Annotated in this window: 21 protein-coding genes; 14 read left to right on the top strand and 7 right to left on the bottom strand. The window is 51.2% G+C overall.

Annotated elements, in window-relative coordinates; genetic code table 11:
- Positions 1-72: 72 nt before the first annotated feature.
- From AC1RVX_RS06825 to AC1RVX_RS06815, 3 genes are all read left to right on the top strand, one after another.
- Complete coding sequence (locus tag AC1RVX_RS06825; protein WP_493215817.1) at positions 73-681, top strand: HutD/Ves family protein; 609 nt, start codon at positions 73-75, stop codon at positions 679-681.
- Positions 681-1901: an imidazolonepropionase gene (gene hutI, locus AC1RVX_RS06820; protein ID WP_493215816.1), complete on the top strand. Its 1221-nt coding sequence runs from the start codon at positions 681-683 to the stop codon at positions 1899-1901. Before AC1RVX_RS06825 ends, hutI begins: the two co-directional genes overlap by 1 nt.
- Before the next feature lie 122 nt (positions 1902-2023).
- The gene (locus tag AC1RVX_RS06815) at positions 2024-5812 is read left to right on the top strand and encodes a DUF748 domain-containing protein (RefSeq protein WP_493215815.1); all 3789 of its coding nucleotides are present in this window, start codon (positions 2024-2026) and stop codon (positions 5810-5812) included.
- Positions 5813-5872: 60 nt separating this feature from the next.
- On the opposite strand, the gene AC1RVX_RS06810 is transcribed toward AC1RVX_RS06815, so the two are convergent.
- Positions 5873-7495, bottom strand: a complete 1623-nt coding sequence (locus AC1RVX_RS06810; RefSeq protein WP_493215814.1) for a M28 family peptidase — start codon at positions 7493-7495, stop codon at positions 5873-5875.
- A gap of 528 nt (positions 7496-8023) precedes the next feature.
- Here AC1RVX_RS06810 and AC1RVX_RS06805 point away from each other — a divergent pair.
- A complete protein-coding gene (locus AC1RVX_RS06805) occupies positions 8024-8416 on the top strand; it encodes a response regulator (RefSeq protein WP_493215813.1) in 393 nt (130 codons plus the stop codon).
- The gene (locus tag AC1RVX_RS06800; protein ID WP_493215812.1) at positions 8417-10060 is read left to right on the top strand and encodes a diguanylate cyclase; all 1644 of its coding nucleotides are present in this window, start codon (positions 8417-8419) and stop codon (positions 10058-10060) included.
- 249 nt (positions 10061-10309) lie between these two features.
- Here the strand turns inward: AC1RVX_RS06800 and AC1RVX_RS06795 are convergent, their stop codons facing one another.
- Positions 10310-11197: a LysR substrate-binding domain-containing protein gene (locus AC1RVX_RS06795; protein WP_493215811.1), complete on the bottom strand. Its 888-nt coding sequence runs from the start codon at positions 11195-11197 to the stop codon at positions 10310-10312.
- A 152-nt stretch (positions 11198-11349) separates the two neighbouring features.
- Between AC1RVX_RS06795 and AC1RVX_RS06790 the strand changes: the two genes are divergently transcribed.
- From AC1RVX_RS06790 to AC1RVX_RS06760, 7 genes are all read left to right on the top strand, one after another.
- Positions 11350-12204 (top strand): MBL fold metallo-hydrolase, encoded by an 855-nt coding sequence (locus AC1RVX_RS06790; RefSeq protein WP_493215810.1) that lies wholly within the window; start codon positions 11350-11352, stop codon positions 12202-12204.
- A 40-nt stretch (positions 12205-12244) separates the two neighbouring features.
- The gene (locus tag AC1RVX_RS06785; protein WP_493215809.1) at positions 12245-12871 is read left to right on the top strand and encodes an FMN-dependent NADH-azoreductase; all 627 of its coding nucleotides are present in this window, start codon (positions 12245-12247) and stop codon (positions 12869-12871) included.
- Between the two features lie 37 nt (positions 12872-12908).
- On the top strand, positions 12909-13220 hold the full coding sequence (locus tag AC1RVX_RS06780; RefSeq protein ID WP_493215808.1) for a YciI family protein: 312 nt from the start codon (positions 12909-12911) through the stop codon (positions 13218-13220).
- A 13-nt stretch (positions 13221-13233) separates the two neighbouring features.
- Positions 13234-14022, top strand: coding sequence for an alpha/beta fold hydrolase (locus tag AC1RVX_RS06775; RefSeq protein ID WP_493215807.1), 789 nt, complete (start codon positions 13234-13236; stop codon positions 14020-14022).
- A 40-nt stretch (positions 14023-14062) separates the two neighbouring features.
- On the top strand, positions 14063-14410 hold the full coding sequence (locus tag AC1RVX_RS06770; RefSeq protein WP_493215806.1) for a putative quinol monooxygenase: 348 nt from the start codon (positions 14063-14065) through the stop codon (positions 14408-14410).
- A 264-nt stretch (positions 14411-14674) separates the two neighbouring features.
- Positions 14675-15556: a phosphatidate cytidylyltransferase gene (locus AC1RVX_RS06765; protein ID WP_493215805.1), complete on the top strand. Its 882-nt coding sequence runs from the start codon at positions 14675-14677 to the stop codon at positions 15554-15556.
- 28 nt (positions 15557-15584) lie between these two features.
- Entirely contained in the window at positions 15585-17396 is a 1812-nt protein-coding gene (locus tag AC1RVX_RS06760) for a bifunctional alpha/beta hydrolase/class I SAM-dependent methyltransferase (RefSeq protein WP_493215804.1), read from the top strand.
- Here the strand turns inward: AC1RVX_RS06760 and AC1RVX_RS06755 are convergent.
- The gene (locus tag AC1RVX_RS06755; RefSeq protein WP_493215803.1) at positions 17344-17964 is read right to left on the bottom strand and encodes a CDP-alcohol phosphatidyltransferase family protein; all 621 of its coding nucleotides are present in this window, start codon (positions 17962-17964) and stop codon (positions 17344-17346) included. The two genes, AC1RVX_RS06760 and AC1RVX_RS06755, sit on opposite strands and share 53 nt — an antisense overlap.
- An 18-nt stretch (positions 17965-17982) precedes the next feature.
- Complete coding sequence (locus tag AC1RVX_RS06750) at positions 17983-19176, bottom strand: phosphatase PAP2 family protein (protein WP_493215802.1); 1194 nt, start codon at positions 19174-19176, stop codon at positions 17983-17985.
- A 41-nt stretch (positions 19177-19217) separates the two neighbouring features.
- On the opposite strand from AC1RVX_RS06750, the gene AC1RVX_RS06745 reads away from it, so the two are divergent.
- A complete protein-coding gene (locus tag AC1RVX_RS06745; protein ID WP_493215801.1) occupies positions 19218-20312 on the top strand; it encodes a patatin-like phospholipase family protein in 1095 nt (364 codons plus the stop codon).
- Positions 20309-21037 (top strand): SDR family NAD(P)-dependent oxidoreductase, encoded by a 729-nt coding sequence (locus tag AC1RVX_RS06740; protein ID WP_493215800.1) that lies wholly within the window; start codon positions 20309-20311, stop codon positions 21035-21037. Before AC1RVX_RS06745 ends, AC1RVX_RS06740 begins: the two co-directional genes overlap by 4 nt.
- A gap of 142 nt (positions 21038-21179) precedes the next feature.
- Here AC1RVX_RS06740 and AC1RVX_RS06735 read toward each other — a convergent pair whose 3' ends face one another.
- The 3 genes from AC1RVX_RS06735 to AC1RVX_RS06725 form a co-directional block, all read right to left on the bottom strand.
- Entirely contained in the window at positions 21180-21935 is a 756-nt protein-coding gene (locus AC1RVX_RS06735) for a carbonic anhydrase (protein WP_493215799.1), read from the bottom strand.
- 179 nt (positions 21936-22114) lie between these two features.
- Positions 22115-23827 (bottom strand): methyl-accepting chemotaxis protein, encoded by a 1713-nt coding sequence (locus AC1RVX_RS06730; RefSeq protein ID WP_493215798.1) that lies wholly within the window; start codon positions 23825-23827, stop codon positions 22115-22117.
- Positions 23828-23950: 123 nt separating this feature from the next.
- The gene (locus tag AC1RVX_RS06725) at positions 23951-24358 is read right to left on the bottom strand and encodes a response regulator transcription factor (protein WP_493215797.1); all 408 of its coding nucleotides are present in this window, start codon (positions 24356-24358) and stop codon (positions 23951-23953) included.
- Positions 24359-24366: the final 8 nt, after the last annotated feature.

The following is a 24366-nucleotide window of genomic DNA, read 5'->3' as shown; positions in this document are numbered from 1 at the left end:
ACTAAAATAAGATAATGGCTTCTTCAACCTGAAGAAGCCATTCTGTGTTTTGTACTACAATTTTTGACGACTATGCGTAAGTGGACACGACAAGACTATCAAACCATGCCATGGAAAAATGGCGGTGGCAGCACGACTGAACTGGCGATTTTCCCGTCAGGCGCCAGTCTGGATCATTTTGTCTGGCGTTTGAGTACCGCCGAAGTCAGCAGCAATGGCCCGTTTTCGTATTTCAACCAGATTGACCGGACTCTGGCGATATTGTCTGGCGATGGCCTGATCTTGCATGGCGATAGCGAGCAGAGTCATGCCAGCAGCATATTCCTGAAAAAAGACAGTCTGCCGCATCAGTTCCGTGGAGAAACCCCGATCAATGCCGAGCTCTTGCATGGCACGGTGCTGGACCTGAACATGATGACCCGGCGCGATGTCTGCACCCACCATATGCAAAGGCTGGAAGCAGGTAGCCATTTCATCGAAGCCAATGACGCCCAGCAGCTTTTGCTGTTTTGTGCGGAAGGCAGTGCCCGCCTGTCCACCAGTGAAGTGCTGCAAGAGTATGATTGTTGCCTGTTTGATGAAGAGCATGAACACGGTGGCATACGCCTGAACCTGCATGCCGCTGAAGGGGCGGTGCTATACCTGATGCGGATACAATTTTTGAACATGGGTGACAGTTGATGGCGCAGACGGAATTAAGCTGGGACAGCCTGTGGATCAATGTCCATCTCGCGTGCATGACAGATGGTTATGCGGAAATCAAGGATGCTGCCATCGCTGTCAAGGATGGCAAGATTGCCTGGCTGGGTGTGCAAACTGAGCTGCCAGTTGGCTATGCCACGGCAAAAACCCATGATGGCAAAGGCTGCTGGCTGACTCCCGGTTTGATTGATTGTCATACCCATTTGGTCTACGCAGGCAATCGCAGCAATGAATTTGAAGCGCGTTTGAACGGCGTCGCCTATGAAGACATCGCCAGGCAGGGCGGCGGCATCAACGCCACCGTTCGTGCCACCCGCGCTGCAACCGAAGATGAATTGCTGGCAGTGACCTTGCCGCGCCTGCATGCCATGCTGGCCGAAGGTGTGACTACACTGGAAATCAAATCCGGCTATGGGCTGGACCTGGAAACTGAAGCACGTATCTTGCGCGTGGCCAGGCGCATAGGGTGCGAATTCCCGGTACGCGTCAAAACCACTTTTTTAGGTGCACATGCCTTGCCGCCAGAATATGCTGGTAAAGCGGACGATTACATCGAACTGGTCTGCACGCAGATGTTGCCAGCCCTGGTTGCTGAAGGTCTGGTCGATGCCGTTGACGTGTTTTGCGAAAAGATAGGTTTCACCCCGGCCCAGACTGAACGCGTGTTCCAGGCCGCACAGGCACTGGGCCTGCCAGTCAAGCTGCATGCCGAACAATTGTCTGACCAGGGCGGGGCGGCATTGACGGCAAAATACCGGGGCCTGTCTGCTGATCATCTTGAATACTTGTCGGATGCAGGCATTGCCGCCATGGCCGCCAGCGGCACGGTGGCTGTGCTGTTGCCTGGGGCTTTTTATTTTTTGCGCGAGACCAGATATCCGCCCCTGGCAGCATTGCGTGCGGCAGGTGTGCCCATTGCGCTGGCGACGGATTGCAATCCCGGTACCTCCCCCATGACTTCATTGTTGCTGACGATGAATATGGCCTGCACTCTGTTTCGCATGACCCCGCTGGAAGCCTTGCAGGGCGTGACTTGCCATGCAGCGCGCGCGCTGGGTGTCAGTGCAGAAACCGGCAGTCTGGAAGTCGGCAAGGCAGCCGATTTTGCATTGTGGGCCATCGCCAGACCGGCCGATCTGGCTTACCACATCGCGGGTAATCCTTCGCAGGCCAAGGTTTTTGCCGGGATTGTCAGTTGAAATTTTTTTGCTGATTGACATTCTTTAACCCCGTTCAGACGGGGGTTTCTCTTGGTACTCTGTCTATCGTTGCCAGTGGCGACTATAATGTTGTTCAGGTAGACACAAGCAAAGAATTGATCATGACAACAGTAAAGCAAAAAATCACGGGCGCGTATCAACGCTGGCATCTGCGCCGTTGGGCAATGGGTTTCGTGGGTTTGCTGTTATTGCTTGCTTTATTAAGCTGGGCCTTCCTGCCAGGTCTGGTCAGACGCATCGCTGCTGAAGAAGTGCAGCAGCAGATAGGCCGCAAGCTGGATATGACCGATATTCGCTTTTCACCTTTCCGCCTGGCGTTGACGATAGAGGGCTTGAACCTGTATGAAGCTGATCAGCACACACCGGCAGTCAAAGTCAAGGAGCTGGTGCTGAACCTGTCGATGGCATCCTTGTTCCGTCAGGCATTGATCGTCGATGAAGTCCGGCTCACCGAACCTTATGTGCACATCATCCGCACCTCAGGTGAGGGCTATGGACGCTACAACTTCAGCGATATTATCGACAAAATCGCGGCCATGCCCAAGAGTGATTCAAAGGCACGCTTTTCGCTGGCAAACTTACAGCTTGCAGATGGCAAGATAGACATCGACGACAAGGTTGTCAACGAACAATTCCAGGTGGAAGCCTTGCAAATCGGGGTACCTTTTGTCTCCAATTTTCCCAATCAGGTAGAGAGTTTTGTTGAACCCATGTTGTCGGCAAAGGTGAATGGTTCACACTTCGCCTTGAAGGGCAGGGCCAGACCATTTGCAAATACCTTAGATACTTCGCTGGCAATCGATCTCGATAACCTGGACCTGACCCAGTATCTGCCCTATGTGCCGGTGGCATTGCCGGTAAAAATCCAGAGCGCCAAGTTGTCTACCAAACTGGATTTGATTTTCAGCCGTAAGAACACCCATCCAGAACTGTTGCTGGCTGGTGATGTGCATCTGGATGAGGTACATGTCAATGACAAGGCGGATTCTCCTTTGGTGAAACTGGCCAGCCTGCACGCACAGATCAGGCAAGTCAATGTCATGACGGCTGCAGCCAGTATCGGCAAGCTGGAACTGTCTGCGCCAGAAATCTGGCTGGACATTAATCAACAGGGTCAGTTGAACTGGGCCAATATAACTGCACCCGCAAAAGTTGCTGGTAAAGTGGATGGCAAGACGGTTGTGGCGCCTGTTGTTGCGAATACTGCACATGCTGCTTCAGGTTCTCTGGCAGCCTCATCTTCAACATTAGCGGCAAGCAAGCCTGCGATGCCTTTGTTGCAACTGACTGAGCTGCAAATCGCCAAGGGGCAATTGCATTTCCGTGATACCAAACATGCGAGCCCTGCACAGACCATCAACCTGAAAGACATCAGCCTGACAGCGCAGCATCTGTCGTCTGCGGCAGATGCCAAAGCTGCCATCTTTAAATTGGCGCTCAGTGGTGAACATGATGAAAGCCTGAAGCTGGAAGGTGAAGTACAGCCACTGCATGCCACTGCCAAGGCACAACTCGTTTTAAGTTCCTGGTCGCTGGCGTCTTACCAGCCTTTGCTGAACAACTATATTCTGGCGAACGTCAGTGGGCAACTTGACGCCAAAGCACAACTGCAAGTGCAAAAAGGCGTAGTGCAAGTCGAAGATCTGGGTCTGAAACTCAGCCAGTTCAGCGTCAAGCCAAAATCTGCCGATGATGGCAGCATCAGCCTGAAAGCCTTGACGGTAGACAAACTCAGCATGAACCTCGAAAGTAAACAGGTCAATATCAACAGTATCTTGTTTGATGGCTTGGCGACGGACGTGCGACGTGATGAAAAGGCCGTGCTGAATCTGAAAAAATGGCTGCGGACGAATTCGACGCCCGCAGTCCCTGTCGCATCTCCAGCAGCAGTTGCAGCGGCCAGCACTACAACGATAGCAAGCAGCAATGCACCTGCCTGGAAAGTCAATCTGGCCAGCCTGGATTTTAAGGATGGGGCATTCAGTTTCAATGATAAATCCATGTCGCCAGAAGTAAAGCTGGCATTTGATACCTTTAATCTGCATGCAGAAAAACTGAGCAGCGATATGTCGCAACCAGTCAAAATGACATTGCAGACGAATATAGGGAAAAAATCCAAACTCAGCCTGGATGCAACAGCTTCCAACCAGTTAAAAAATATCACGGTCAACCTCGATGGCCAGGGTTTGCCGGTATCCGGCCTGTTCCCCTACGTGTCACCGTATGTGAATGCGGCGCTGACGCGGGGCAGGGCAGATGTTAAAGGTAAATTGAACCTGAACAATGTACTCGACAGTAACCGGCAGATCAATTACGAAGGCATGCTGGCGCTGAATGATTTCCATCTGCTGGAAAATGGTGCGGATGAAGATTTCCTGGAGTGGAAAAATATTGCCATGGAAGGTGTCAGCGCCCAGATCGGTGGTGACAAGCAATTGGTTACCCTGAAAAAGCTGGCACTCAATGATTTCTATGCGCGCGCCATTCTGTCTGCCAAAGGCAAGCTGAATATACAAACTATACTCAGCACAAAAAAGGCCGGTGCGGAAGAGGTCGGTGCTACAGAGCCTGCCACGACATCAGCAACGACATCAGCACAAACTGATGGTACAGCAGCCAAGCCCGTCACCAGCAAAACGGCGACCACGACCATCGTCACCGTACCATTGCCCGCCAAGCCGGAAAAAGCCAATCCTGTGGTGATACGTGTTGCCCAGACCACGCTACGTGGTGGCAATATCAACTTCACCGACAATTTCGTCAAGCCAAATTACAGCGCCAACCTGACCGGGGTGACCGGCACCATAGGCGCGATCGCATCTAACAACCCACAACCTGCGACCATAGAATTGAATGGCAAGGTCGATGATGACGCCCCATTGGTGATTTCAGGTTCGCTCAACCCGCTGTCCAATCCGGTTTTCATGGATATCAAGGCCAGCGCCAATGGGCTGGAACTGACCCGGCTGACACCGTATGCGGCCAAGTATGCTGGCTATGTCATAGAAAAAGGCAAGCTGTCCATGCAGGTCGCCTATCGCATAGAAAACCAGCAATTGCAGGCAGAAAATGAGGTGCGCCTTGATCAACTGACCTTTGGCGAACGGGTGGAAAGCCCAACGGCCACAAAATTGCCTGTCATGCTGGCGGTGGCCCTGCTACGTGATAATCAGGGGCGTATTTCCATCAACCTGCCGATCACCGGTTCTTTGTCTGACCCGCAGTTTTCAGTCGGCGGCATTATTTTCAAAGTGTTCGTCAATGTCATTACCAAGGCAGTGACATCGCCGTTTGCCATGCTGGGCTCGATGTTTGGCGGTGGTGGTGAAGAGCTTGCCTATAGCGAATTCTTGCCAGGTCAAACCAGCCTGACACCTGCTGCCACAGCCAAGCTTGACAATCTGGCCAAGGCGCTTAAAAACCGTAGTGGCCTGAAGCTGGACATCGTAGGCCGTGTCGAGCCAGCAAGTGATGCAGACGGTATACGCCAGTTATTGTTACTGCAAAAAATGCGTGAATTGAAATGGAAAGACGTGCACCAGAAAGACCGTACCGTCAAAAAAGACGATATTGTCATTACGGATGCAGAAAAAACCAAGTATATCGAAGAAGTGTATCAGGCGGAAAAATTTACCAAGCCACGCAATGCCATTGGCATGGCTAAAACACTGCCAACTGCAGAGGCAGAAAAATTAATACTTGCCAACACCGAAGTGACACCGGATGCCTTGCGCAACCTGGCGCAAAAACGCGCGGATACTGTGCGTGATTATCTGGAAGACGTGTCGGGTATTGAACGCGAAAGACTATTCCTGATCGCCCCCAAATTGAACGCCGACGGCATCAAGGACAAGGGTAGTCCGAACCGGGTGGATTTTAGCTTGAAGTAGACTGAACTTGCAGTAATGTGCGGGAGGCGATGGATAACCATCGCCCCCGCTGCAATCCCGTCACTTTGCTACACGTCTGTATGTTCCATTCTTTTTCCAGGCTGGCATCGTAGTATCGTTGCCAACTGCGTAACCCAGATTTAAAGTAAATTGCGCCTGTTGTACCATACCGCTTAAATCCCACGTCGGGTTGTAACGATCACGGGGGGTATGGTAGTCCTTTTTAAATGCTTTCATTCGTACTTCTTCTTGTTCTGCATCGTGATCGAACGCAAATGATCCGTCACCAGAAAACACGGCGGAACCAACATTAAATGCCGGTACGCCAGCCCGCACAAAATTGAAATGATCGGCGCGAAAGAAGGCACCACCTAAATCGGGAACGGACGGTGCAATGCGCAAGCCCATTTTTTTTGCAACGGATGCGGCGCTATCAAACAAGCTACTGTGTTCACTGCCAGCGACACCAATGTCACGCGTTTTACCGACAAAATTCATGCTATCCAAATTGAGATCAGCCGCAGTTTTTGCCAGTGGCCATAATGGGTGTTGAACGTAAAACGCGCTGCCAAGCAAACCCTGTTCTTCCGCAGCAGGCCACAAGAAAATTTGCGTCCGTTTCGCAGGATGTGTCACCGCAGCTTGTGCCATGGCCAGCAACGCAGCTGCGCCGGAAGCGTTATCGACTGCACCATTCCAGATTTGTGCGGGTTTGCCGGGTTCTTGCACTATACCCAGATGATCCCAATGTGCGGAATACACCACTGCCTGATCTTTAAGTTTTGCGTCATTACCAGGTACCATGCCGATGAGGTTTTGTTGCTCCACTTTACGCACGCTACTGTGCAATGTGACGCGAACTCTTGCATCGAGCGCGACAGGTTTGAAATCACGTGTTTCGGCTTGTGCACGCAGCGTGTCCAAATCTTGCCCCGCTGCGGCGAACAGTGCTTTGGCAGTATCTTCCTGTATCCAACCTTCCAGTGCGTTGCCGTTATTGTCATCGTTGGCAAGACTAAAGCGCTCGTGACTAAAAGATGTTTGTGGCACGTTCCAGGCGTAGCTGGCTGACGGTGTAGTGTGAATCAATAGCACACCCGCAGCACCTTGCCGGGCGGTTTCTTCAAACTTGTATGTCCAGCGCCCATAATAGGTGAGGGCCTTTCCCCCAAAACGGTTTGGCTCCGCCTTGGTCGGCTGCGGGTCGTTGACCATCATTACCAGCAATTTGCCTTTCAGATCGACGCCTTTGAAATCATCCCAACGCTCTTCTGGTGCTTGCACACCATAGCCGACAAACACCAGCGGCGCATCGACATCATTGTCGGCTTTGCCGTTGGACGATCCATACACAATGTCGGCACCCAAGGCTGGCGAGAGCGTGCCCTTGTTTGTTTCAAAACGAAGTTGACTGCTACTGAGCGTTTGGCTACCAACCAGTGTCACCGTTTGCCGGTAGCCATTTGCACCCGGTAGCTGCACCAGACCCATTGCCGCCGCTTGTGTTTCCAGATAGCGCACTGCGAGATCCCCTCCACGTTGTCCAGTACCACGTCCTTCCAATAAGTCGTCAGATAAAAATGCAAGATGTGCACGCAATGGTGCTTCCTGGACTTGCTGCGCTTGCGCCGACTGATTGAACAGAGCAAAATTTAAAACTATGTTGGTTATTGCGGTCAACATCGGGCGCATCAGAAATCCTGTAAGTTCAGTTAATTTGCCGCCAGATCATATTACAAAGCAGCTGTTTTTTTAACCAAAGATATGAAGTTTCCACGGAAACCGCAAAGCAGCCATTAAAACGCCGTTTTTACAGTACAAGATATTTTTACTCTCACATGGTCGTTATCATGCCAGAACATATGAGCAATTAAATTGAGAGATGTGTTCAGTTTCCACATTTCCAGCTTATGCTACGCGGGCGAACGCTCTGAAAAAAGAAACGTTAGCACCCCCAAAGGAGGGTAGTTTTTCCATCAATTACTTGCCTTGTATTAATGATAATCTGAATCGCTTGACAATCGAGTGCCTAATTATTTCAAAAAATGCATTTATTATGGGAGCAAAAAGAAGAATTTAGGCCCTGACTTGTTGCCAGGGACTCTGTGAATGATGATTATCCAGATAATGAACAGGATTTATTGTTGTTTTGTGGTTAATCTTGATTTATCCTGAAGCCATCCGTTTTACCTATCGCAATAAGGAGTAGTAATGACTTCTGCAACGCTCGCCAACATTCTGTATGTGGAAGACGATGCTGACATACAAACCGTGGCCCAGATAGCGCTGGAGGTTGTTGGTGGTTTCAGCCTGAAAACCTGTAGTTCGGGTGCACAGGCTATTATTGAGGTCAGTGGTGGGTTCGTGCCGGATCTGCTGTTACTGGATGTCATGATGCCCAATATGGATGGGCCGACAACACTGGCCGAATTACGTAAATTGCCCGGGACACAGGCAACACCGGTGATTTTTATGACGGCCAAGGTGCAGTCATCCGAGATGGAATTTTACAAGTCGCTGGGTGCTATTGGTGTGATCGCCAAACCATTTGATCCTATGGAGTTGTCAGCGCAGGTGCGTAAGTTATGGCAGGAGAAGCCGTAGATGTCAGACAAAATTGATAGTCTGCAAGAAAAACTGCTTGCTCTTGAAGCTGTTTTTTTGCAGAAGCTACCTTCAAAAATAGAAGAAATCCTGCATACCCTGAGGTCGGTGCAGGACCGCCCGGATGACAAGGAGGCCATGGTCGTTCTGCATCGGCATTTGCACACCATGGCAGGTTCTGCAGGGACCTTTGGCTTTGCCGAAATCGGCTCGCAAGCCAGGGTCTTTGAAGCCGTGCTGAAACCGCATCTGGAAGGCAAACCATGGACCGTGGAAGAGCTCAATGCCTATTCCAACGACATGAATCGTTATTTTGACTATGCCTTGAAACACGACACCACACCCGTGAACGGTGTAGCAGAGAGCGTGCAGGAAGAAGAGCGGTATTTGAGCGACCCTCACCTGATTTACCTGGTTGATGAAGACGAAGCGCAAAATCAGGAAATTACCGATCAGCTGGAACATTTTGGCTATGAAGTCATACGTATGAACCACCTGCGGGCATTGGCCACAGCGGTTGCTACCAGACGCCCGCATGTGATCGTGATTGAACTCAGCTTCCCGGAAGGCAAGGTTGCCGGTGCTGAAGAAATTGCCCGTATCAAGCAGATAGAACGCTTCCGTATTCCTACCATATTCGTGTCGCGTTCCAGCAGTTTTGAATCGCGCTTGCTGGCGGTGCGCGCCAGTGGGGATGGCTATTTCACCAAGCCAGTCGATGTGGTGGCATTGAGCGAGCGTATTGAAGGCATTTTGCAGCTCGATGAAAACAAGGGCTATCGCGTACTGATCATTGATGATGATGCCGTTACCTCAAAATTCTATGGCGCGATTTTGCGTGATGCCGGCATGAATGTGTATCTGCTGAATGACCCCACGCAGGTGTTGACGGTAATGACCGATTTCCGCCCCGAACTGGTGTTGATGGATGTTTATATGCCAGTCTGTAGCGGGGTTGAATTGTCACGTTTGATACGCCAGGATAATTCTTATGTCGATGTACCCATCGTATTTTTATCCAGCGAAGCCGATCTCACCAAGCAACTTGAGGCCGTACGCGCCGGTGCTGATGATTTCATCACCAAGCCGGTCGCACCAGAATACCTGAAGTCGTCGCTGACCAACAGGGCCGAGCGCTACCGATCATTGCGCACATTGATCATGCGTGACGGCCTGACCGGTTTGTATAACCATACTGCCATCAAGGAACAACTGGCAGCCGAGATATCTCAGGCCAATCGCAATGGCGCACCGCTGGCATTGGCGATGATAGACCTGGATCACTTTAAACAAATCAATGATACCTATGGCCATCCGGCAGGCGACCAGATTTTGCGTACGCTGGCGCGCCTGCTAAGGCAACGTCTGCGTCGTAGTGATATCGTCGGACGTTATGGTGGAGAAGAATTTGCCGTGATTTTCCCGGATACGACCGCGACCATGGCGCGCAGGGTGCTGGATCAGGTCAGGGTCGCATTTACCAAGATACAACAGCATTGTGAAAATGGTCATTTCTCTGCCAGTTTTTCTGGTGGTGTGGTCGACCTGGAATCAACGACAGATACCGATGAATTGATTGATGCTGCAGATGCCGCCATGTATGTTTCCAAACAGAGTGGCCGTAATCGTATCAGTATGGCTTAATTCTCTATGGTTGAATAAAATGGGCTGCCATCACGGTAGCCCTTTTATTTCGTGCACAATGTAATCGCACGTATGTTGTGCCAGGCAATGACGAAGATGCTGCATATTGCCTTGTTTTTTATCCTGCCGGAAGAATCTCACCTTTTTGTATTTTGTGCAGAAAGTCAGCGCTTGAAGGTAGCAAGCCGTAGTTGATCTGCATACGATTATGCTGGGTTCCGCATCTACATTTTACGTTCCAGACCCAAATCAAGCTTGAAGAACAGTTTTGCGAAACTGGATCACCAGCGGACGTTGTTCATCCGTGCGCCATACGAGGTGCACACTGACCCGCAGGTCCAGCCAGGGCAGTTCGCGAAAAATAACGTCTTCTGGCGTATAGTCATTGCCCAGGCTTGCCTGCACCAAGCTTAGCCCTACACCTGCACTGACCAGATGCAGCGACGACAGGGGATCTGAGGCTTCATAGACGATATCAGGCGTGAAACCTGCTCGCTGGCAGCCCGCCAGTAGTGCGTGGCGTATCGTATCGACAGGCTGACGGACAACGGCAATCCAGGGACGTTGATCAAGTTGTTGCGGCTGAATTTTTTTCGATTTACACAGCGGGTCATCCTTATGCATGGCGAGTAACAGTGGCTCGTCAATCATCACGGTGCTGCTCAGATCGGCTGATTGCTCCGGTGCCCGGTAAGTAAAACCGAGATCGAGGGTACGTTGGCGTAGTCGCTCGAATTGCGTCGCGGTGCCAAGCCCTTGCAAGGACAGCGCCGCCGATGGGCTGATGTGCCGAAACCGTCGCAGTACCGGGCTCAGGATATTCGCATGCAAGGCTCCTTCGACGTAGCCAATTGCCAGTCGTCCCACGGTACCTGAACCCAGGCGGCGACCAAATGCCTCGACACGCGAGGCATTTGCCATGAGTGCACGCACTTCACTCAGCAAGTCGTATCCTTCTTGTGTCAGGCGCAGCCGCTTCTTGTTGCGCTCGAAAAGCAGCACGCCGAGTTTGTCTTCAAGCTGCTTGATCTGGCGACTCAGTGGCGATTGCGAAATGTGGAGTATTTCAGCGGCGCGACCGACGTTTTCGGTCTCCGCCACTGCAATGAAATACCGGAGCTGACGCAAATCTAGCATAGTTGAGTCCTTTCAGGTCTTAACTATCCCACATTCCGTCTTGGACAGCAATCATCATTTGGCAGATTCTAGGCGCCTGTTCAAACACTTTTGACGATATCATGAAAAATTTGCTTGCCCTCGGGCTTCTGTCATGTACTTTTTTTACGGGGATGCTAGTCACCCCCGTTTCGGCGCACGCAAAGGAAGATGCACGCCCACACGCCGTTGCACAGATTGTCAAGGCCACACCAAATGTCACTGTCCACACTTTAGTTGCGCCGACAGCTGTTTTTGCCGTTACCAGCCACGTTATCGAATTCAAGAGCCAGTTGTTCGTCGTTGATGGACAATTTTTCGCACCCTATGCGGCAGATCTTAAGGCCTACATCAGCAAGCTCGGCAAGCCGGTCACCCGCTTCTACATTTCGCACGAGCATCCAGATCATTATCTAGGTATGGGCGACGCTTTCCCCGACGTCACAGTCTATGCCCTGCCTGGCGTCAGGCATCACATTGAAGAGGATGGCCCCAGGCAGATCGCCATATGGACAGCCCGGCTAGGCCCCAAGATGGTTGCACAGCACCTGACATTGCCAAGTCGCAATGCAACAGCGGGCAGCGAAGTCATCGAGGGCGTAACTGTAGAATTTGCGACTGTTAAGGATCATGAAGCTCCCGAGTCGCTGGTGATCAAGCTGCCGGAACTGGGTGTCTGCATTGCCCAGGATCTGCTCTACAACGGCGTTCACCTGTGGCTGCCCGGGTCAACCGATGGCTGGCGTGCTGCCTTGAAAAGTCTGCAGGCCGAGACCCGCTATACGAGTTTTCTGGCAGGACATGGGCAGCCTGCCGATCGTCAGGTCATTGAACAAAACCTCGCTTACCTCGATACGGTAGACCGGATCCGTCGCTCGGTAACTAATGCCGCTGATTACAAGAGCCAGTTGTTAAAGGTCTATCCGGACCTTGCCGGTGCAGCGCTGCTGGATATTTACTTGCCACTGGTCTATCCGGCCAACAAATAAGCAATTTTATTAGAGCAACTTTCCTTTTGGGAGCACTACCATGCAGGTTCTTCATATCGATTCCAGCATCCTGACGGATGCATCCGCGTCGCGGGCACTGACTGCCGCCATTGTTGACGAAATCCGGCGCGAGCACCCGGATGCCAGCGTGATTTACCGTGACGTCGTCGCCGATGCCATTCCTCATTTGGATGGCCCCATTGCTGCCGGTTTCCGACCTGTCCATAGCGATGTGCCTGCCGCCAGCGTGGCGACAGAGCATAACCGTTCGACAGCACTGGTCGCTGAATTGCTGGCCAGTGATGTGATCGTCATCGGTGCCCCGATGTACAACTTCTCGGTTGCGAGCCAGTTGAAGTCCTGGATAGACCGGGTGGTGCAACCGGGGCGCAGCTTCCACTATACCGACAAGGGGCCGGTGGGCCTTGCCACAGACAAGCGCGTGTTGGTCGCATCTACCCGCGGTGGCTCTTATTCCACAGGGCCAGCGACCACCATGGATTTCCAGGAAGACTACCTGAAAGCTGTCTTCGGCTTCATAGGCATCACCGACATCCGCTTCGTGCGTGCCGAGAACTTATCGCGTGGTGCAGAGGCCAGGGAACTGGCCATGCATACCGCCCATAAGGCGGTTGCAGAAGTCGTTCGCCAAACGACTGCAATCTGATTGTTACCCTTTCATCCTTGATCTTACGGAGAAACGCATGCTTTACCTTGTCACATTGATCTACATTCGTCCAATTGAGGAAGTGAATGCGCATCTTGATACGCATCGCGACTGGTTGGTCAAACATATACGTAGCGGCCAAATACTCATCGCTGGTCCACTGGAAGACCGTAGCGGTGGTTTTCTGATGGCACGCTGCGCCAATCGCGACGAACTCAATCACATGCTCGCGCTGGATTCTTTCGCGATACATTACCTCGTCGAGCCTCAGGTCAGGGGCTTTGACGTTGCCTTGTGCGTCGAGGCCTTTCCTGCGGAATGGGTTCCCGGTGCCAAGACAATTCAGTAAAAAGGAGTCTGCTATGCACATCGCATTGTGTCTACAGCGGTGGTCAGCATGGTGTATGGTGCTGGCTGTCAGTTTTGCAATTCCCTTATCTATTGCGGCGACACCCACACGCACGCCAAGCATACGCAACATCGTACTGGTGCACGGTGCCTTTGCCGACGGTTCTAGCTGGTTGCCTGTGATTAAAATCTTGCACAGCAAGGGTTACCATGTGACTGCGGTACAAAATCCGCTGACTTCGCTTGCTGATGACGTCGCCGCAACGCGGCGTGTTCTTGAGCGGCAGAAGGGTGGCGTTATCCTGGTCGGTCATTCATGGGCCGGGGCGGTGGTGACTGAAGCCGGCAACGCCGACAATGTACAGGGGCTGGTATACCTGTCCGCACTCGTGCCGGATGCGGGAGAATCCGTGGGCGAGATGCTGGACCGCCTGGCATCACCGATGGAAGGGCTGGCACCGGATAGGGAGGGACTGATCTGGCTCGACGATCCGGTCACCTATCGACAAGTCATGGCAGGGGATGTGCCTGTCCCCACGGTACGACTGCTGGCGGCGACGCAACAGCCGATATCTACCCTTACATTTGGCGACAAAGTGACGACGGCAGCATGGAGCAGGAAACCCAGTTGGTACCTCGTGACAGAGAATGACCATGCCCTTCCACCGGGGGTGCAGCACGCCTTGGCCCGACACATTGGTGCCACGACCATTTCGGTGAAGTCGAGTCACATGTCGCTGGTCAGCCAGCCTGAGGTGGTGGCTTCCCTCATTGAACGCGTAACACGCTCACTGGGAAAATAATGGATTGTGGGGTACTTCGGGGGAAACAATCGACAAATTAATGGAAGCCAGCACGCCTCTTTTGATTTGCCGACGTCAGCTTATACAATGCGTGATCATCCTCCAGATCAGCGACAGTGCCGGTATCCGAGAGTTTGATACTGTCTTTTTTATAATATGGGTCAATTACGTGATCATCGTAACAGGCTATGCGATTGCTCGCGTAGGTGCAGAAGAGGAGATGCAGAGACTTGCCATTGAACATGTATTGCGTTCTCGTACCGAATTTGGATGCATTTCCCATGAGGTGAGTCGCGACGTTCAGCAGCTACGCCGCTTCGTGTTTGTCGAACGCTGGACTGATATGGCAGCGCTGCAACTGCATTTTCGCGTAGAGGCATCGCGGTAGTTTGCAAAATCCTTGACTCAACTCTCTGACGAAAAGCCAGAGATGGCTATTTATCAAGCGGACGCCATTAATTTAACGTGATGCAAATCCCATCCTCGAACCTGCCTTTGCGTGAGTTGTGCTGTAGGCCTATGATAAATATGGGGCACAACTCATGTGCAATCGACACATGTCCTTTGTTTCTTCTGCTTACATATTAAAAAGGCAAGTACGATCTGCGTTCGGTGTACACTGGAGTATCTTCATCGTTGTTCAGGTTGATTAGTGTTTTCAAATTTTCTTCCAGGCAGCCCCACTCTGGGGGCCATGTTGTTGCTGTATCTGCTGTTGGCTTTCGCGAGTGTAGGCGTAGGCAGGCACAGCGCGCCCCAAAGCCAGTTGCGCAAACAGGTGAACGCCTGGTGGTTTCTTTTCCCCGTGGTCAGCCTGAGTCTGTTTTTATATCCCATTGGCCCTTTGCTGATGGCACTGCTGATCGTGGTGCTGGCGGTGCGTGAATTGTCGCTGCACTACATTGGGCCACGCTGGCGCTTCTTGTTGTCTTGCCTGGTGCTGGTGTTGCTGCAAGTTGGCTTGCAATATGTGCATGCCTTTGATGCCCGGCTGATTTTACCGGCCTTGTTATGCCTGCAAGCCTTGCAATTTTTCGTCTTGCGGCAACGTAATCAATTGTTGCTGATGCTGTTTCTGTTGCTGTGCTATGGCCTCAGTTTCATGCTGAATTTATTGACCTTGCCCTTTTCAAACGAAGTCCGGCTGGCCTGGTTTTTTTATCTGTTTGTCGTCACTGCCCTCAATGATATTGCCCAGTTTGTCAGCGGGAAGATATTTGGCAAGCAAACCATCGCCCCCACCATCAGCCCGAATAAGACCCTGCAGGGTTTGATCGGCGGGGTTGCAGTGTCCATGTTGGTATCAGCCGGTCTGGGCACCTATCTGCACCTGGCTACACCCCAGTATTTGCTGTTGATGGGCATCTTGCTGTCTGTCGGTGGTTTTGCCGGTGACCTGATATTTTCAGCGGCCAAACGCTATTTGAAGATCAAGGATTTTTCTGAATTGATACCAGGGCATGGCGGTATACTGGACCGGGTGGATAGCCTGGTACTGACTGCGCCATTGTTATATCTGGGATTACTGTTTTAAAAAAAGAACGTGCAACAAAGGAATATGCATGACTACAGAACTACAAACCAAATGGCTATGCAGTGAATCCGGCTTTGACAGTCACGACAGCACCCGCCTGTTTTATCGCATCTGGAAACCGCTGGCCATCCCGGCAGAGCAGTCGCAAAAGCCACAGAAAGCGCTGATATTTCTGCACCGTGGCCACGAACATTCTGGCCGCATAGGACCATTGGTTGAGCAGTTCGGCTTTGTGAATGACTGGGCCTTTGCATGGGATGCGCGTGGCCATGGCAATTCACCTGGCGAGCGTGGTGATGCGCCTGATTTTCAAACCATGGTGCGTGATTTTGATAGCTTCATTGATCATATCAGCAGTCACTATGGCATTGCCAAAGAAGACATGCTCATCATCGCCAACAGCGTGGGTGCGGTCATCGCTGCCACCTGGCTGCATGATTATGCGCCGCGTGTGCGTGGTGTGGTCATGGCAGCGGCAGCATTTGACATCAACCTGTATGTGCCGCTGGCAAAACCGGCATTGCGTTTTGCCACCTGCTTCAAGCCAGATCTGTTTGTCACCAGCTACATACGCTCATCCATGCTGACCCATTCTGCTGAGCAAGCGAAGGCTTACGATGCTGATCCGCTGATTACCAAGAATATATCTGCCCGGGTCTTGCTTGACCTGGCCGATACCGCCAAACGGGTGGTGCAGGATGCACAGGCGATAGATGCACCAGTACTGATGCTGGTCGCTGACAAGGATTACGTCGTCAAGCAGGGGCCGCAAAAGCAGTTTTATGACCGCATTTCTTCAACCCTGAAGCGATATGTACTAATAGAAAATTGCCACCATGCGATTTTTTACGAGAGCGACACCCAGGTGCAGCAAGCCATACAAACGGCCAGGGAATTTATTTTTGAATGTTATGCACGTGATGTGACGTCTGTACAGCATTACTTCAAAGCGGATACACAAAGCCAGAGTGCACAGCAATACCTGGCACTGCAACAAGGCAAGTTGGGTGGGGCGCTGGAAAATGCCTTTTATGGCGTGCAAAAATTCATGTTGGGGCACCTTGGCAGGCTCAGCAATGGCATGCGGATCGGCCTGCAGCATGGCTTTGATTCAGGCGCGTCACTCGATTATGTCTACCGCAACCAGGCAGGCGGACGTTTGCTGATAGGCGGCATGATAGATCGCAGTTATCTGGATGCCATAGGCTGGCGTGGCATACGTCAGCGTAAAATGCAGATGCAGCAAACGTTGTCAGACCTGATACAGCAATGTCCGGCAGACCAGCCAGTGCGCATACTGGATATTGCTGCTGGTGGTGGCCGCTATGTGCTGGAAACCATCAAACGTTTTCAGAACCGTGATATAGAAATCAGCCTACGCGACTTTGATCAGGCTAATCTGGATCAGGCGCGTCATCTGGCTGAAGGTTTGCAATTAAAAAACCAGATCAATTATCAGTGTCGTGATGCCTTTGCTGGTACCAGTTATCCGGTAGAAGAGGGCGAATATGACATCGTCATCGTATCTGGTTTGCATGAGTTATTCAGCGACAACGTGCTGGTGTTGGCTTCTTTGCGTGGCATACAGCGGCAATTGAAAGTTGGCGGCCATCTGATATACACCGGCCAGCCCTGGCATCCACAACTGGCGATGATAGCCAGGACACTGAATAACCACAGAGGGCAATCATGGCAGATGCGGCCACGTCCACAGGCAGAAATGGATGCGCTGGTCGCCAGCATAGGTTGCCGCAAAGTGGCAACCCAGTTGGGCATTGCAGGGATATTTACGGTGTCGGTGGCGCAGCGTGATGCGGCAATGCCCGTTTTATCCGATTGAACAAAGTCCATAGCAAGAGCAACAGGACGACGACCAATTCGGCATTGAGCCATATTGCTGTCACTTGAAAAACCACCAGCAGTGCCAGCAAACCAAAGGCAAAGGCGCGATCGCTTTTGCCCATGGGGCCATCAAAACGCCGGGCTGAACCCGCGAGTAAAGCGGCCACCCCGGCAAATTCTGCCAGCAAAGCCAGCATGGCAACGGCAATCAACAAGGGCAGGCAGATGCCGCTCACCAGCGCAAACGGCAAGACCAGGGCCGCATCCGACACCTGGTCACCCACTTCATTCAAGATCGCCCCAAAGGCTGTTTTTTGCTGTGTAAAATTGGCCAGCATGCCATCAATCGCATTCAGCGCCATACGCACAAACATGAATACCGGCAGACCTAGCCACAGTCGTTCATCTTGCGGGAAGCATGCCAGAGCGACGCCATACGCAATGGAAAGCAACATCGCCAGCAGCGTTACCTGATTGGGGGTGACGTGCCGTTTTGCCAGACCAGCCAACAAAGGCTGCAGCAGTTGCTGGAAGCGCGGTTTCAGTTGATAGATGGAAAAGCTCATTGTTTGCTCATTGCCTGCTTATTGCCTGATTAAGGTCCCTTGTGACATATACAGTTTGGCCAGCAATATACATCGGCTATAGCCCATGGCGCAATGCAGATAGACTATTTTTCCAGCCTCCATTTCTGCGCGCATGTATTGCAATATCTCACGTACAGTATCCGGTGTCGGCGACAACAAATCCATCAAGGGGAAATACCGGTAGGTATGGCCGCGCAGGGCAGGGGTTTCGCTCAATTCACTGGCCAGGTCGATGATGCTGCAATTTGCTGGCAAGAGATTGGCTTCGGCATTGCTCAAACGGCGCCCTACCCATAATTGTCCGGTCAGTTTAATGACTACTGGCTTGTGTCGCTCACGCCAGACCACAGCATGCCAGGTCAGCCGGTAACCCAGCAAATAAGGCGCATACATGAGCCAGATCCACCATGGATGCTGTCCATTGCGCTTGTGCAGAAAATTGCGGTCATGCCGGAAATACGCCAGGCTGATCAGCAGCAGACTACCCGTCACGTATAAGGCTAGCGGGTTATGCCAGGCAATAACGCCGGTAGACAAAAGCGCACATGCCATTACCAGATAGTAAAAGGCGACGTGAGGTTCTTTTTTTCTGGGGGTAATCATGATGATGCAAAAAAACGCCAGCAAGGCACCTCCCACCAGATCCAGTAAATGATGCTGGAAAGTGAAGAGGGTAGAAAGTGCCGTCAGCATTAGCCAAGCGGCAAGCGCTAGGCGTCCCAGATTGGAACGTATGTGCGTGTGCAAGGCCTGCCAGAACAGGATGCAGTAACCGACATGCAGTGACGGCAACTGGTTGTACGGTTTGTCCATTATGGCCAGATACGCGTACAGAAAGGCAAGCCAGGATGATTCAATGGCGGGTCTGGGCCAACTGAATTGCAGCGGATAGATCACAAACAGGAAGGTAGCGACCACCGTTGCCAGCAGCAGTTGTTGGCTGATGACGCGTAGTTGATCCCGGGTTTTTACCATGAAGAAGACCAGGCAGAAAAATATGCCCGAACTCAGGTAGGGCAGGATCATCCATGGCAAAAATGGGATATTCGTTTCAAACGGTAAGACTGCATGGCGCACTATACCCTGCTGCTGTGCCAGCAAATTGGCGCTCAGATAGCACAGCGCAAACGTCAAGGCATTCAACAACAAATGACGCAAGCGGTGTTGCACAGTTGCAGGTAGAGACGGCATTTATGGTGCGAATAGTCTTAACAGTGTGCTATTTTAGCAGTATGGATCAAGTTAAAAAATATAAACGCTGCATGGTGTTGGCCGGCGGTGGGTTTCGTTTTGGCATTTATTTAGGAATGTATGCGGCTGCCTGCGAAGCGGGACGTGCACCCGACATCTTGCTGGCAAGCTGCGGGGGTGCACTCGCGGCCAGCATCATTGCGGGTTTGCCTGATGATGCCCAACGCAAAGCCTGGCTCAGTTCTGAAGACATGTACCATTACTGGGGCGGCCTGAAGTCATCACCCAGGGCTGGCATTTTCCGTACGCTGGCCATGGCGGCCAAACGTGGTTTCATACATGACTCTGCCACCGTCATCCCCGACCTGTTTAATGAATACCTGTTTGAAATCCCGCCTGAATTGCCGCTGCCACGGGTTGCTGTCAGTGAGCAGTCAGTCGCCACGGCCATCATAGGCGGCAAACTGCTGTTTGATGAAAGCGAAGCAGGGCAAGCGCGTGGTCAGCGCAAACTGTTTGCCGAAACCGTGTTTTGCCAACCCAGGGCTGCTGCGCTGCTGCAAGGTATGCCGTCGCCACTGGCAGACCCGCGCTGGGGTGAACATGCGATTTCAGAAGAATTGTTATGCGACGTGCAGACTTCAACCAGCCTGGCAGCCCGTATCTCGATTACCGACATGTTTTACTTCCGTTGTCACGCCCACACAGATGCCCATTATTTTGGTGGTGTCTTGGACCTGTTTCCCATCGAAGTGGCAAAACATCTGGCGGACGAAGTAATCATGGAATTCAAGCAAAGCTTTGACCAGGCTTTTTCCATCCCGGCCTGGCGCACGGTGCTTGGCCTGGACGGCAATGACCGCCTGCGTTATGTGAACGGCCAGCCAGTCGATGTGCGTATTGATACTTCAGATGTGGCGACGGTTCTGGACAAAGAGGCAGTACAAAAGAAACTGGACTGGCTGCACAACCGTATCAGCCTGCAGTTGCCCAAAGATTACGCCACCTATGTCGCCTATATGGATGCACAGTGGCAGTACGGCTATACACGCGGGATGGAAGCCTTTACCCGCCAGACTAGCTATGACGAAACCCATATCCGCAATAGCGACAAATACAGCCGGGGCAGTGCATGAACATCATGGTCATCGGTGGGACCAGCGGCATCGGTCTGGCCCTTGCCCGGTACTACTTGCAGCGTGGTGACAGGGTGGCAGTATGTGGCCGTGATCTGCAGCGGGTGCCAGCTGATTTGCATGGCGCTGCCGGTTTGCTGTCTTTTCAGCTCGATATCGCAGACCGTGCTGCTGTGAAACTGGCTATTGATGATTTTTCTATGCAAGGCCTGGACATATTGATTGTCACCGCTGGCATTTATTTCAATACCCGCAGCCATTTGCTGGATGAAGCCACAACCCTGCGTATGTTGCAAACCAATGTCAGCGGCCTTGGCCATGCATTTGAATTAGCCGCTGCCAAAATGTTAGAGCAAAAGTCTGGGCAACTGGTCGCCATTTCATCGATTGCGGGTTTGCTGCACGATTATCCTGGCGCTTCTGTCTACAGCGCAACCAAGCGCAGTGTGCTGAGTCTGTGCGACACCTATCGCATGGCCTTGAAGCCTTTCTCCATTGGCGTTACTGCTATCGTGCCTGGTTATGTGGATACGGCCAAATTGCGGGCTTTGAATGAGGGAGATGCCAGTCATAAGCCTTTTATCATGTCAGAGCAGCGGGCGGTGGAATTGATTGTGGACGCGATTGCCAGGCGCAGAGATAGCCTGGTGTTTCCGTGGCAGATGAGGTGGCTGGTTGGGGTGTTGAATTTGTTGCCTAGGTGGGTGTTGAGGGTGAGGAAGTAGGGGGCTTGTATTGCAAATACCTAGGCAGATTGCAAGCCACGTTTTTATCAATCAACGGCAATCAAAAGAACCTTATCTCCATCCCAACCTGTTCACTGCATTGCTTGCAAACTGTCAGGATGGAGCAAGCTCCTTCGCTCACCTATTCACTCACCTCAACCACTCGCCCATTCAATGGCTGCACTGGACGTGCATTCATTTTGTAGAGTTTGTGGAACGCAGCGATCTGGCTAGCAGACAATTCGACAGGCTGCTTCAGCACTTGCCAGCGTACGCCATCGCTGCACGGTGGTGTTGTCAGTGAGCCGGTAAATTTGTAATACGCACGTTTTTCTGGCAACACAGCGGACGGGTCGAAGCTGCTTAGGGCGGCAGGTTTTCCTTCGGCTGGCAAGGCTGCAAATACTGGAGCCAGGGCGGCATTTTCCTTACCTTTTTTGAACAGGACCGCGACGACAGATAATTTACCGTCGGGCAGTTTGTGCACGAAATGCGCCACCATAGGGTAGTTGACACCGTTGATTTTCTCTTCGCTTGGGGTATGAAAGTGGAACTGAAGCAGATTGGCTTCTTCGTCGCCGGTTTTCAAGCTATTGCCAACGGGGACGCTGACCTGAATGGTGTGACCATTATTGATCACTTCTGCACTACTGCTGGTGTACTTGAAATCCAGAGCGGGCAGGGTAGCTTTTTTTGCACTGCTTGCGACAATATTGATGGGGGACTGTTCTTTGCTGAGTTTGCAGGAAGTGTTGGCCTCATCCAGCTCGGACCAATGTGTGGGACCTGCTTTGCCCTCATATCCCCAATGCGGGGCATGCTCTTTGTCATTGGCCAGGGCGGCATTGACGGAAAGAGCCAACAGGCCAACCAGTGTGGTATTGATTATTTTATGCATTTTTCTCTCTTTTTCAAAAATTGATCAATTGATTTATAAGGTACTTCAAATTCACCTCTGATTAAGACTTGTTTTGTAAAAGTGCCCTGGTATTCATGCCGGTTACGACTGGGCTACACGTACTTAAGCAGAGGCTTTCTAACAAAAATCTGTAATACGTCATTCAATTTGCGATGTTGTTAAAATTCATCCCATTCGTCACTAGCGACAGCGGCGCTTGATTTTGACTGTTTGAGTGGACGAACATTGGTTGGGAGGCGTTTTGCAGGAGCGATTTGAGGGCCAGTTTTCCTTGCGGCAGGCTCAGCGCGCCGACTGGTTTTAATTGCCGGGGTAGATTCCATCAGATTTCCAGGTATCTTAAAGACACTGACAACTTGAGTCAGTATTTGCGCCTGTTCTTCCAGTGAACCTGCGGCTGCCGCAGCTTCTTCCACCAGAGCGGCATTTTGCTGGGTGACTTCATCCATGTGTGACACTGCCTGATTGATTTGCTCGATACCAGAAGTTTGTTCCTGGCTTGCCAGAGTAATTTCCCCCATGATATCGGTCACGCTCTTGATACTTGAAACAACTGAATCCATGGTTGAACCTGCCTGATCAACCAGACGGGAACCAATTTCAACCTGCTCAACAGAGTCATTGATTAAAATCTTGATTTCCTTGGCTGCCGCTGCTGATCGCTGTGCCAGATTGCGTACTTCACTGGCGACCACGGCAAAGCCGCGACCTTGCTCGCCAGCACGTGCAGCTTCAACAGCGGCATTCAGGGCGAGAATATTGGTCTGGAAAGCGATACCATCAATAACGCCAATGATGTCGACAATTTTTTTCGATGAAGTGTTGATTGAACCCATGGTACTGACGACTTCAGTCACGACCGCCCCGCCTTTGACCGCAACTTCTGATGCCGAGATGGCCAACTGGTTCGCTTGCCGTGCGTTCTCAGCATTGTGTTTCACGGCGGAAGTCAGTTCTTCCATTGATGAAGCAGTTTCTTCCAGTGAGCCAGCCTGTTGTTCTGTCCGGGATGACAGGTCCAGATTACCAGACGCAATTTCGCCAGTGGCTGTATTGATGGTATCGGTACCGTTACGAACCTTGCTGACGATGTTGATCAGGTTCTCGTTCATTTCTTTCAGCGCTTGCATTAACTGGCCGGTTTCATCGGTAGATTTGACTTCAATTTCCGAGGTTAAATCGCCTTTGGCGACCGTTTTTGCCAGTTCAACTGCAAGACCAATGGGCACGGTAATAGCCCGTGTGGAAAACCATGCGATTGCTATGCCGCATGCAATCGCAAGTGCAGTGAGGGAAATTGTCATTATCAAAGCAGATTGGTAAGTTTTTGCTGCTGTTTCTTCATCGGTTTTACTTTTCTTTTCTTGCAGATCAATGAATTCTTGAATAGCATCTTGCCATTTTGTATTGGCTGGCCCTGCTTCCTTCAACAGGAATTGTGTTGCCTCATCTTTATTTGTTTTTGCCATGTCGGCGAACTTATCATTGAGAGTTCTCGCCGCAATCTGGTCTTCTTTTATTTTGGCAAGAAAGTTTTTTCCAGCTTCGTCCAGAGGCATTTTTTCCAATGCAGTAAACGCCTCGTTATAGCGTGCCCGTGCATCTACAATTTTTTGATGCTCTTGATTTCCCTGTGCTTCGTCAGTCAGTAAAGCGATGGTACGTATAACACGCGAAACGATGTGGACCGACTTTGACATGTTCTGGAGAGCGTCAATTTTTTTAACATTGACAGTCACGACGTGGTGCAAGGCGTCATTGGACTGCTGCATACCATTAATCCCGAGATAGGCGACACTAAGTAACATCAGCAATACCAGAGCAAAACCTGCTCCGAGTCGTGTTCCAATAGGTAAGTTAGACAGTTTCATAAATTCATCCCAGGTTGTTTGATATAAAGCGGTATCGCGTCCCGCCTAGTGATTCAATTAATTATTTTCTTAATTTCAATATTTTTTGTAATACATTGCAGACTACTTTTTTGCATTTTTGTGTCAGTTCTCTTTCAAATTCTCAGTGGAGACTAATTCCTTGCATTTTGTTGCTTTTGCTATGGCATTGAGCAGAACATCATCATTGACTGGTTTTTGTAAAACTGCGGTTACAGCAGATAAACTGTTTTCAAGTTGCCCAATTGTTATTTGATGTGCTGTTATGATGATAACTGGCAAATCTGGCGCACAAGTCTTCAATTCTTCAAGAACTGCAAATCCCGACATTTCCGGCATATGTAAATCCATGACAACACAAGAGGGCATACCTTGTTGCAAACTTGATAAAAAAACATGACCAGAATGAAATGCCTGTGCTTCCAGTCCAACTGAACGGAAAAGTCGTAATAGCGCGCGACGAATGCTTTCTTCATCATCAACGATTGCGATATGTGTAGTTTTATTTCCCATGAGAATCA

The sequence above is a fragment of the Undibacterium sp. GW821-FHT11B02 genome (genome assembly GCF_058808955.1).
Note: the sequence above shows the minus strand (reverse complement) of the source record. Positions and strands in the feature narration are given on the sequence as shown.

Bases quoted from the DNA above. Each gene is read 5' to 3' on its own strand.
- AC1RVX_RS06775 (WP_493215807.1), top strand. From the start codon at position 13,234: ATGCACATCGCATTGTGTCTACAGCGGTGGTCAGCATGGTGTATGGTG.
- AC1RVX_RS06810 (WP_493215814.1), bottom strand. From the start codon at position 7,495: ATGTTGACCGCAATAACCAACATAGTTTTAAATTTTGCTCTGTTCAAT.
- AC1RVX_RS06785 (WP_493215809.1), top strand. From the start codon at position 12,245: ATGCAGGTTCTTCATATCGATTCCAGCATCCTGACGGATGCATCCGCG.
- AC1RVX_RS06735 (WP_493215799.1), bottom strand. From the start codon at position 21,935: ATGCATAAAATAATCAATACCACACTGGTTGGCCTGTTGGCTCTTTCC.
- AC1RVX_RS06745 (WP_493215801.1), top strand. From the start codon at position 19,218: ATGGATCAAGTTAAAAAATATAAACGCTGCATGGTGTTGGCCGGCGGT.
- AC1RVX_RS06725 (WP_493215797.1), bottom strand. From the start codon at position 24,358: ATGGGAAATAAAACTACACATATCGCAATCGTTGATGATGAAGAAAGC.
- AC1RVX_RS06790 (WP_493215810.1), top strand. From the start codon at position 11,350: ATGCTAGTCACCCCCGTTTCGGCGCACGCAAAGGAAGATGCACGCCCA.
- AC1RVX_RS06740 (WP_493215800.1), top strand. From the start codon at position 20,309: ATGAACATCATGGTCATCGGTGGGACCAGCGGCATCGGTCTGGCCCTT.
- AC1RVX_RS06815 (WP_493215815.1), top strand. From the start codon at position 2,024: ATGACAACAGTAAAGCAAAAAATCACGGGCGCGTATCAACGCTGGCAT.
- AC1RVX_RS06755 (WP_493215803.1), bottom strand. From the start codon at position 17,964: ATGAGCTTTTCCATCTATCAACTGAAACCGCGCTTCCAGCAACTGCTG.
- hutI (WP_493215816.1), top strand. From the start codon at position 681: ATGGCGCAGACGGAATTAAGCTGGGACAGCCTGTGGATCAATGTCCAT.
- AC1RVX_RS06825 (WP_493215817.1), top strand. From the start codon at position 73: ATGCGTAAGTGGACACGACAAGACTATCAAACCATGCCATGGAAAAAT.
- AC1RVX_RS06805 (WP_493215813.1), top strand. From the start codon at position 8,024: ATGACTTCTGCAACGCTCGCCAACATTCTGTATGTGGAAGACGATGCT.
- AC1RVX_RS06770 (WP_493215806.1), top strand. From the start codon at position 14,063: ATGGAAGCCAGCACGCCTCTTTTGATTTGCCGACGTCAGCTTATACAA.
- AC1RVX_RS06750 (WP_493215802.1), bottom strand. From the start codon at position 19,176: ATGCCGTCTCTACCTGCAACTGTGCAACACCGCTTGCGTCATTTGTTG.
- AC1RVX_RS06780 (WP_493215808.1), top strand. From the start codon at position 12,909: ATGCTTTACCTTGTCACATTGATCTACATTCGTCCAATTGAGGAAGTG.
- AC1RVX_RS06760 (WP_493215804.1), top strand. From the start codon at position 15,585: ATGACTACAGAACTACAAACCAAATGGCTATGCAGTGAATCCGGCTTT.
- AC1RVX_RS06730 (WP_493215798.1), bottom strand. From the start codon at position 23,827: ATGAAACTGTCTAACTTACCTATTGGAACACGACTCGGAGCAGGTTTT.
- AC1RVX_RS06800 (WP_493215812.1), top strand. From the start codon at position 8,417: ATGTCAGACAAAATTGATAGTCTGCAAGAAAAACTGCTTGCTCTTGAA.
- AC1RVX_RS06795 (WP_493215811.1), bottom strand. From the start codon at position 11,197: ATGCTAGATTTGCGTCAGCTCCGGTATTTCATTGCAGTGGCGGAGACC.